The sequence below is a fragment of the Billgrantia sulfidoxydans genome (assembly GCF_017868775.1).
Taxonomy (GTDB): domain Bacteria; phylum Pseudomonadota; class Gammaproteobacteria; order Pseudomonadales; family Halomonadaceae; genus Halomonas; species Halomonas sulfidoxydans.
In genome coordinates, this window is the sequence record NZ_CP053381.1 from 3,711,436 (window position 1) to 3,720,696 (window position 9,261).

Annotated in this window: 11 protein-coding genes; 7 read left to right on the forward strand and 4 right to left on the reverse strand. The window is 66.1% G+C overall.

All coding sequences use genetic code 11. The features are described from left to right. Positions 1-26: 26 nt before the first annotated feature. From HNO51_RS17115 to HNO51_RS17125, 3 genes are all read right to left on the reverse strand, one after another. Positions 27-638, reverse strand: coding sequence for a LysE family translocator (locus HNO51_RS17115; protein WP_234283710.1), 612 nt, complete (start codon positions 636-638; stop codon positions 27-29). 61 nt (positions 639-699) lie between these two features. Then, a complete protein-coding gene (locus tag HNO51_RS17120) occupies positions 700-1,530 on the reverse strand; it encodes an AraC family transcriptional regulator (RefSeq protein ID WP_197448454.1) in 831 nt (276 codons plus the stop codon). 105 nt (positions 1,531-1,635) lie between these two features. Continuing rightward, positions 1,636-2,211 (reverse strand): nucleoside deaminase, encoded by a 576-nt coding sequence (locus HNO51_RS17125; protein ID WP_209537970.1) that lies wholly within the window; start codon positions 2,209-2,211, stop codon positions 1,636-1,638. A gap of 97 nt (positions 2,212-2,308) precedes the next feature. On the opposite strand from HNO51_RS17125, the gene HNO51_RS17130 reads away from it, so the two are divergent. The 7 genes from HNO51_RS17130 (at position 2,309) to HNO51_RS17160 (ending at position 8,432) form a co-directional block, all read left to right on the forward strand. Next, a complete protein-coding gene (locus HNO51_RS17130; RefSeq protein ID WP_197448456.1) occupies positions 2,309-2,842 on the forward strand; it encodes a YgjV family protein in 534 nt (177 codons plus the stop codon). Positions 2,843-2,956: 114 nt separating this feature from the next. Continuing rightward, positions 2,957-3,424 (forward strand): bacterioferritin, encoded by a 468-nt coding sequence (gene bfr / locus HNO51_RS17135; RefSeq protein WP_209537971.1) that lies wholly within the window; start codon positions 2,957-2,959, stop codon positions 3,422-3,424. Positions 3,425-3,528: 104 nt separating this feature from the next. Then, the gene (locus HNO51_RS17140; RefSeq protein WP_197448458.1) at positions 3,529-3,948 is read left to right on the forward strand and encodes a VOC family protein; all 420 of its coding nucleotides are present in this window, start codon (positions 3,529-3,531) and stop codon (positions 3,946-3,948) included. A gap of 260 nt (positions 3,949-4,208) precedes the next feature. Continuing rightward, on the forward strand, positions 4,209-4,691 hold the full coding sequence (locus HNO51_RS17145; RefSeq protein ID WP_197448459.1) for a YbaK/EbsC family protein: 483 nt from the start codon (positions 4,209-4,211) through the stop codon (positions 4,689-4,691). 355 nt (positions 4,692-5,046) lie between these two features. Continuing rightward, positions 5,047-6,438, forward strand: coding sequence for a YfcC family protein (locus HNO51_RS17150; RefSeq protein WP_197448460.1), 1,392 nt, complete (start codon positions 5,047-5,049; stop codon positions 6,436-6,438). Positions 6,439-6,447: 9 nt separating this feature from the next. Then, positions 6,448-7,149, forward strand: a complete 702-nt coding sequence (locus tag HNO51_RS17155) for a DUF1028 domain-containing protein (protein ID WP_209537972.1) — start codon at positions 6,448-6,450, stop codon at positions 7,147-7,149. Positions 7,150-7,166: 17 nt separating this feature from the next. Further along, positions 7,167-8,432, forward strand: a complete 1,266-nt coding sequence (locus HNO51_RS17160) for an allantoate amidohydrolase (protein WP_209537973.1) — start codon at positions 7,167-7,169, stop codon at positions 8,430-8,432. A gap of 19 nt (positions 8,433-8,451) precedes the next feature. On the opposite strand, the gene HNO51_RS17165 is transcribed toward HNO51_RS17160, so the two are convergent. Continuing rightward, positions 8,452-9,198 (reverse strand): FadR/GntR family transcriptional regulator, encoded by a 747-nt coding sequence (locus HNO51_RS17165; RefSeq protein WP_197448463.1) that lies wholly within the window; start codon positions 9,196-9,198, stop codon positions 8,452-8,454. Positions 9,199-9,261: the final 63 nt, after the last annotated feature.

The following is a 9,261-nucleotide window of genomic DNA, read 5'->3' on the forward strand; positions in this document are numbered from 1 at the left end:
AACGAAGCCGCAGGCAGGACAATACCTTAACCCCCTCCCCAAGCCAGCGGCAGCCATACATGCTCGTAGCCGATAGTGATCGCAACCCACACCAACAGTGCCGCCATGGCGAGGCTGAAGCCCCTCAGCAGCCAGGGATTCGCGAGGCGCTGACCCACCACGGCGCCCATCAGGGCGTAGCTGGTGGGTGCGCCGAAGGCCAGCGCGGCCAACCCGAGCGACCAGAACAGCAGGCTCACGCCGTGGATGCCGGCGGCGGGAAATTGAATGGTGGCGATCGGCAAGGTTGCGATCATGCCCTTGGGATTGCAGAGCTGCATGATCAAGCCATCTCGAAAGCTCAGCACACGCGGTACGTGTTTTGCCGCACCGAGATCGATGCTGGAGCGGGCGACCTTGAGCGCCAGGTAGAGGATATAGCCGCAACCCACCGCCCCCACCACGGCGAGCATGTCGCCGCGCACCCAGGCCGCGCCGGCCCAGCCGAACAGCAGGAAGAGCGTGAGCATGGCCAGCCCCACGCCGACGAAGAAGCCGAGGGAGGTTCTGGCCTGGCCGTTGAGGCCGGCGTTCAGGCCAAGCAGGTTCACGGGCCCAGGCGTGTACATGACGCCCAGGGCATAGGCGACGATCTCCATGGGGAGCCTCTCCGACAGGTAGTGCGTGATGATGTGGCCGAGCGGCCGGGGTTCCGCGCCGCTAGGTGACGCTGCGCTGATATTGGTACGGCGTCTTGCCGTAGATGCGCTTGAAGCGACGGTTGAAGTGGCTGAGGTCGGTGAAGCCGTAGCGGAAGGCCACTTCCGAGGGCGCCTCGCCGGCCTCCAGGGCGCTGCGCGCGGCGTTGACCCGGCAGCTCAGCACGTACTGGTGCGGCGTGATGCCGAACTGCTGCCGGAACAGGCGCAGGAAGTGGTACTTCGAGAGATGCGCGGCCTGGCTGATCTCGTCCAGCGAGAGGTCCGCTTCCAGGTTGGCGAGCACGTACTCCTTGGCCCTCAGCAGCAGCGCATCGGGGCGGCTCGCCCTGCCGCCGGGCTGGAACCTGCCGGCGCGCTGCACCAGGCGGGTCGCCATGCGGTGCAGGGCGTGCTCCTGGTCGATTCGCGTACCTTGGCGGTGAATCATGAGCCCGGCCAGGTCGAGGATGGCGTGGCGCAGCTCGGGATCGGCCAGCAGGGTCTCGCGGCCGTGGAACCGGGCGGCACGCTCGCTTCCCGCTGCGTCGGCGAACGAGGCCTCGAGCTGGGCGGCGGGCACGTAGATCATCACGTAGCCCAGCGTGGTGTCGTCGCCTGGGTGGCCGTCGTGCACCTGTTCGGGGTTGAACTGGATGACGTTGCCGGGCGGGCTGCGATGAAACTCACCGCCGCTGAAGAAGTCCTGCCGCCCGGAGAGGGTCACGCCGAAGGCGTACTCCTCGTGGGCATGACGGTCGTAGCTGAAGTCGCTCAGCGACGCCTCGAGCACCGTGAGTTCGGGTATCTGCCGGCTCTTGTAGTAGTCGAACCGGCTGGATTGCCTGGCCATGTCGCGCCTCCCTGAACGCCATACCGTGATAGCGTAAGCCGGGCCCAGGGGAAAGGCTTGGACATAATTGCGCAAACGCAGGCATCAGCCGGCCCCGCTTCGACGTTACGGCTCGCGTTTGGCTCTCACGCCCTTCCAGTCCTCGAGATCCAGATCGGGGCGCTCGGCCCGGAAGCGGGCATAGAGTTCGATGCCGCGCGAATCCTCCAGGATGTCTACCTGAACGCCCTTTTCACGCAGCAGGGGTTCCGTACCCGAGGCGTTGGTGACGTCTCCCACCACCACGCGGGAGAAGCCGCGCATGTAGAGCAGGGTCGCGCAGATCGCGCAGGGGCTGAGCGAGGTGAAGAGCGTGGTGCGGCTGAAATCCTGGCGGCCGGCATCGCGGATGGCGGAGGTCTCGCCATGGTTGTAGGGATGATTCTCCTGCACCAGGGTATTGTGCCCCTTGCCGAGAATGCGCCGCGTGGTGTTGTCGATGATCACCGCACCGATGGGGCAGCCACCTTCGTCACGGCTCTTCTGCGCCAGAAGTACCGCAATTCGCATAAGGTCGGCGTCGCTAAGACGCTGGGCGAACGCCTCGTCCATCAGCACCGCCAGGCTCGCCGTCGGCATGTGGGCGATGGCGGTCAGAGCGGCCTCCGTTATCTCCGAGCGTGAGTCCAATAGTGTTTCCATGGCGCCTCCTATGCATGGCCATACCAGGAATCGTACCAGCAAAGCCGATCATTGCCGTGCTAATCTCCTCCCTCATTAGCCGATGATGGATGCGCCCATGGAAGAGATCGGCCTGAGATGGCTGCTGGGCCAGGGCGTCAGCCTGGTGGCCCTGACCCTGTGCATCGTGGCCTTCGCCAGCAAGCGCGACGACAGGCTGTTCGTGCTGCTGCTGTTCGCCAACGTGGCCTTCGCCGCGCAGTTCGCGCTGTTCGAGAGCTGGGTGGCCGCCGGCATCTCGGCTCTGATCGTGCTGCGCATCGCCCTGGTGCGGCGCTTCCGGCGCAACCGCGCCCTCATGCTCGGCATGCTGCTCGCTACCCTGGCGGTGGCCGCGCTGACCTGGAGCGGCCCACGCGACATCCCGGCACTGGCCGCGGGCCTGCTGGGCACCTACGGCATGTTCATGCTGAGCGGCATTCCCATGCGCCTCGCCCTGGCCGGAGCAGCGCTGTGCTGGGTCGCCAGCAATGTCCTGGCGGGTTCCATTGGCGGCACCGTCGCCGAGAGCCTGATCTTCCTGACCAATGTGTTCACCATGCTGCGCTTGAGGCGCGATGCTCGAGTCCAGTATCCGGCAAGCGAAACCTGATGCGAATCGCATGCAAGACAATTACAACCAGCTGAATTTAAAGGAAAAATTGACCAGACCTGCAGTTCAGCATAGGATATCGACGTTCCCCTCGTGCTAATGGAAAGGATCCGCATGAAAGGCAAGCAGAAGATCATCGACGCCCTGAACGGGCTGCTCGCGGCGGAGCTCGCCGCCATGGATCAGTACTTCATCCACTCCGAGATGTACGCCGACTGGGGCCTCACCAAGCTCTACGAGCGCATCGCCCATGAGTTCGACGATGAGAAAGGGCATGCCAAGCAGTTGATCGAGCGGATCCTGTTCCTGGAAGGTAAACCCGACATGCACACCCGCACCCCGGTGCGCGTCGGCCAGGACGTGGAAGAGATGCTCGGCAACGACCTCCAGCTCGAGTACGAGGTAGGCGACGCCCTGAAGGAGGCCATCGCCCTATGCGAGCAGGAGCAGGACTTCCAGACCCGCAACGTGCTGGTGGGCCTGCTGGCCGACACCGAGGAGGATCACGCTTACTGGCTGGAGCAGCAGCTGCGGCTGATCAAGATGCTGGGCAAGCCGAACTACCTGCTCTCGCAGATGTAGGCCCGGGGCGCCCGACGGGCGCCTTTTCCGCTTGCTGTCGAAACCGCGCGGCCCCATCCGATACAGGAGTGTACTTACCCTCTCCCACTCAACAGGAGCCTGCCATGTCGCGCATGATCTTTGTGAACCTACCCGTTGCCGATCTCGAGAAATCGATGGCGTTCTATGCGGCGCTCGGCTTTACCAACAACCCCAACTTCACCGATGAAACGGCGGCGTGCATGGTGCTGAGCGAGACGATCCATGTGATGCTGCTCACCCATGCCAAGTGGCGCACCTTCACCGACCGCCCGATTCCGCCAGCCGATTCCAGCGAGGTGATGCTGGCCCTCTCCTCTGATGACCGCACGGCGGTGGATGCCATGTGCGAGGCAGCTGCGGCCAATGGCGGCACGGCGGACATCAACCCGCCCCAGGATCATGGTTTCATGTACGGTCGCTCGCTTGCGGACCCCGACGGCCACGTCTGGGAGTCATTCTGGATGGACCCGACGGCCATTCCCCAGGATGGAGCGACAGGCTGACAGGAAGCGCCACGAGACAAGGGAGGCAGCCGCATGCTGTCGTTGATTCCGTGGTTTTCCGCCATCGGTTGCGGATGTACGCACGGTCGCGTCGACGGTCGCTTGCGGTTGCTTCATCGCGGCGCTGCTGGCGGTCTGAGCCAGGAGTCGAGCCGTGGGTAGACGCCACTCGCCTTGCACGCTTCAGGCACACCGCGGCTGCCTCAACGGGCGATGGCGCGTTAAGCTGGTCGCCTTGCCATTTCCCGAGGAGAGAACCGATGAGCCTGGAGAGCGTGCGGACCTTTCTTGCCGAGCATGCACCCGATCTTGAAATCATCGAGCTCGAGGCCAGCACTTCCACCGTGGCGCTGGCCGCCGAGGCCCATGGTGTCGCCCCGAGGCAGATTGCCAAGACCCTCGCCTTTCGGGTCGGTGAGCGCCAGGTGCTGGTCGTGGCCGGCGGCGATGCGCGCTTCGATAATCGCAAGCTGCGCTCCACCTTCGGTGCTAAGGCCAAGATGCTCGATGCCGAGACGGTGCTGGCACTGACCGGCCATCCGGTGGGAGGGGTCTGCCCGTTCGGCCTGGCCACGCCGCTGCCGATCTATTGCGACGCTTCACTCATGTCTTACGACGAGGTGCTGCCCGCCGCCGGCTCGCTCAACAGTGCGGTACGTATCGCGCCGGAGCGCTTGGGTAGGCTGGTCGGCGCCGAATGGGTCGATGTCTGCGCGCTGCCGGAGCCGGCCGAGAGCGACTGAGCCCGTCGCATTGGCACGGGAACACGGCGGAGCTCGCGGCTAGGCCCACGGGAACCCGGGCGCCTTCACAACGCCCTGGGCCTACCAGTTCCACCTGCCCATCGCTCGGCTAACACGGGGCCGAGCCAGTCGCTCCGCCGCGCACGCCCCGCCCCCGCTCGGTCAGGGCGAGCTGGCGGTGGGGCCACGCCTGGTCGGTATCGCTGATTTCAAGAAGCGGTCCTGAGACCTTCCGAAAACCACAGAAGCGTCAATCCGGACTCCCCTCGTTCCTTGACCCTGAAATTTATCATGATAAATTTCAGGTATGCGTCGGTACTCCCCTCGCCGGCGCCCGGCGAACAAGGACAACGACATGCAGACAACCGAGCAGGCGCTGACACAGCGCAAGAAGAAGTGGTACCAGACGGTACCCGACCCCATGGTCTTGATCTTCCTGATTCTGCTGGCCACCTATGCCCTCACCTTCGTGGTGCCGGCGGGTGAGTACGAGCGGGTCGAGCAGGACGGACGCACCCGGGTGGTGCCGGAGTCCTTCGAATACCTTCCCGATGTGGATGCCATTTCGCCCTTCGACATCTTCGTGGCGGTGCCTCGTGGCCTGAACGAGGCGTCGCTCTATCTGTTCATCGTGTTCATTGCCGGTGGCCTGTTCCATATCCTCCAGCGCACCGGCGCCCTGGAGAATGCGATCGGCGTGGCGGTGAACCGGGTCGGCGTCGAACGACGCAACATCATCATCACCGCCGGCACCTTCATCTACGGCTTCTTCGGCGTGGCCGTGGGCTTCGAGAACAATATCGCCCTGGTGCCCATCGCCGTGCTGATCGCCAGCGCCATCGGCTGCTCCAGCCTGGTCGGTACCACCATGGCCGTCGGCGGCATCGGCATCGGCTTCGCGCTTTCGCCGATCAACCCCTACACCGTGGGCGTGGCCCAGGGAATCGCCGAGCTGCCCACCTTCTCCGGTGCCTGGCTGCGCGCCCTGCTGGTGGTCTCTTCCCTGGCCCTGCTGTCGCTCTACATCTGCAAGTGGGTGGTCAGAATGGACTTCGAGGAGCCGGACAACGCCAAGGCCATGACCAAGTCGCTGGATGAGTACCGCCTGACCAGGCAGAACAAGCTGACCCTGGGCGTGTTCATCCTGGGCCTGGCGGCCATGCTGGTGGGTGTTTTCACCCAGGGCTGGTACATCAACGAGATCGCCGGCATGTTCCTGCTCATTGCCATCGTGATCGGTATCGTCAACGGGCTCTCCGCCAACGAGATCGTCAAGCAGATGATGGAGGGCGCCTCCAAGGTGACCGCCGGCGCGCTGGTGATCGGCCTGGCCGCTTCCATCCAGGTGATCCTCAACCAGGCCCAGATCATCGACACCATCGTGCACGGGCTGAGCGGCCTGATCCAGGGCATACCCGGTGCCCTGTCGGCGATCATGGCCAGCGTGGTACAGGGCGCGATCAATCTCTTCGTGCCCTCCGGCTCCGGGCAGGCCCTGGTTACCATGCCGATCCTGATCCCGGTGGCCGATCTGGTGGGGATGAGCCGCCAACTGATGATCACCGCCTTCCAGGTCGGCGATGGCCTGACCAACCTGATCGTGCCTACCTCCGGCGGCACCCTGGCCATGCTGGCCCTGGGGCGGGTCTCCTACGTGGCGTGGCTGAAGGCGATCCTGCCCTTCATGGTGCTGGTCTACGCCCTGGCCTGGGTCGGCCTGGTGATCGGCCACTACGCCGGTTACTGAGCCCAAGCCGTGACGCTGTCATTGCTCCACGTGCAGCCGGCCACCGGCACGGTCGCCGTGCTGACGGCCACCGGCGGCGTCGCGGTGGGCGGCTACGTGCACCATGCCTGGCGCGGCCTGGGTGCCTGCGCCACCCAGGGGCTGGCGACGAATCCCTGGTATCCCGAGGGTGTTCGCCACGCGCTCGAGCAAGGGCATACGGCGCAGACAGCCCTCGAGCAGGTGACCCGACAGGACGACGGCGCGGCACGCCGACAATGCCTGGTGATGGATGCCGGCGGCCGGGCGGCGGTGCACTCCGGCAGCGAGAACCGGCCGCTGGTGGCCGCCGAGCTGCGCCCCACCGTCGCCGCGGCCGGCAACCTGCTGGCGGATGCAACGGTGGTGGAGATACTGCTGAGACGCTTTCTGACGCTGACCTGCAGCAACCCCGACGCGGTATGGACACAGGGAGCCGCGCCGCGCTACCGCGACGCCTACGAGACGCACTTGCCGGAGACCCTGATCGAGGCCCTGGAAGCCGCCCTGCAGGCCGGCGGTGACAGCCGCGGCACCCGCTCGGCCGCCCTGCGCGTCGAGTCCTTCGATGCCGCCCCCATCGACCTGCGGGTGGACTGGGACGACGACCCGGCCGGCGCGCTGCGGGCCCTGGCACGCCGCGTGCGCGAGCCGGCGTTCGCCGCCTTTCTCGCCTCGCTGCCCACGAAATGATGATTCAGGAGAACAGCATGATCGATTCCACGACACAGATGGCCCTGGGCCGGCAATTGATGGCGCGCCTGGACGAGGCCGCGCGCCACTCCCGGCCCGGCCCGGGCGTCACGCGGCTGTTCTGTTCCGATGAGCATCGTGCGGTACTGGAGCTGATTGCCGATTGGATGCGCCAGGCCGGGCTGACACCGGAACTCGACGCCTCCGGCAATCTGGTGGGGCGCAATGCACGTGCCATGGCGGGCGAAAAGACCCTGATCATGGGCTCCCATCAGGACACGGTGGTCGAAGGCGGCAAGTACGACGGCATGCTGGGCGTCGCCCTGCCGCTGCAGGCCCTGCAGGCCTTGAAGGAGGCCGGCACCGAGCTGCCCTATGGGATCGAGGTGGTCGCCTTCGGCGACGAGGAGGGCACCCGTTTCCAGTCGACCCTGGTCGGCAGCCGTGCCCTCGCCGGCACCTTCGACCCGGCAAGCCTCGAGGCGCGAGACACCGACGGCGTGACGCTCGGCGAGGCGCTCAAGGGGTTTGGCGGCGACCCGGCAAGGATTCCCGAGTTGGCCCGCAATCCTGAGCAGGTGCTTGGCTTCGTGGAAGTGCATATTGAACAGGGCCCGGTGCTGGAGCAGCGCGACCATGCCGTGGGCGTCGTCACCGCGCTGACCGGGATCGAGCGCCACCGCATGCGCGTGACGGGCAAGGCCGGCCACGCCGGCACCACGCCGATGGCGGGCCGCCGGGATGCGCTGGTCGGCGCGGCCGGGATGGTGGTGGAAGCGGACAGGATCCTGAACGCCACCGAGGAACTTGTCGGCGTGGTGGGCAAGCTGGAGGTCAGGCCCAATGCCGTGAACGTGATACCCGCCGAGGTGACCTTCACGCTGGAGCTGCGCTCCCCTGAGGCCGACGTGCGCGAGCGGGGGCGCCGGGAGATTCTCGAGGCCTTCGAGCGACACGCCGAGGCCCGCGGGCTCGAGCTGTCGGTCGAGACCACGTACCAGGCCGAGGCCGTCGCCTGCGCCGACTGGTTGATCGAGGCCCTGGAGAAGGCGTGCCGGGGCTGCGGCGAACCCGCCGAGCGCCTGTTCAGCGGCGCCGGTCATGACGGCCTGGCGATGCATGACCTCACCGATATCGGCATGCTCTTCGTACGCTGCCGGGACGGCCTGAGTCATCACCCGGACGAAGCCATCAGTGGGGAAGACGCCGGTCGTGCCACCCAGGTGCTGATGCGCTTCCTCACCGACCTGGGCGCTTCCGCGCAGGCCGGCCCCCCGACCTGAGGCCCGGCACGGGGCCGCCTCAGTCGGTCAGGAAGCCGCGCCGCACCTGGGCCTCGTTGTCGTTCATCACCGCCTGGGCCGAGAGCATGTGTTCGCGCATCAGCTCACGGGCCAAGTCGGCGTCCCCCGCCTCGATGGCGTCCAGCAGCCGGGCGTGGTACTGGCAGCCGGTGGGGCCGATCTGGTGGTCGCCCGGCTCGTAGAGTCGCCGGTAGACGGTGAGGTCGGAGAGCACCTGCACGGTGAAGCGAATGATGAACGACAGCAGCGGGTTGCCCCCCGCCAGCTCGGCGAGCATCTCGTGGAAGCGCAGCGAGTCGATGTGCTGCTGGCGCTCGGTCTCCATGTCGGGCGCCGGCGTGGCGTAGCTGTGCAGGCTTTCGCGCAGACGAGCCAAGTCATCGGCGCAGACCCTGCCGGCCAGCGACGCGGCGAGCTCCGGTTCCAGCGCCACACGGATCTGGTAGATGTCGCGGATCGAGATGTCCTGGAAATAGAAATAGTGGCTGAGCAGCGAGGTCGCCTTCGCCTCGCTCATCTTGCACACGAAGACACCGCCGCCGGGGCCGGTACGCGTCACCACCAGCCCCTGCGCCTCGAGGACACGGGTGCTCTCCCGAATGGTGCCCTTGGAGACGCCCAGGGTTTCCATCAGCTCGGCCTCGCTGGGCAGACGGTCCCCCGGCATCAGCTGGCGATCCACGATCCAGCCCTTGATGGTATCCGCGACGTGATAGGGAAGGCGACGCGATGCAGAACCCGCCATAGAAACTCTCATGCCGATGTCAGGAGGCCAAGGGTAAGCCATTCGTGGTGAAGCGAACAGGCC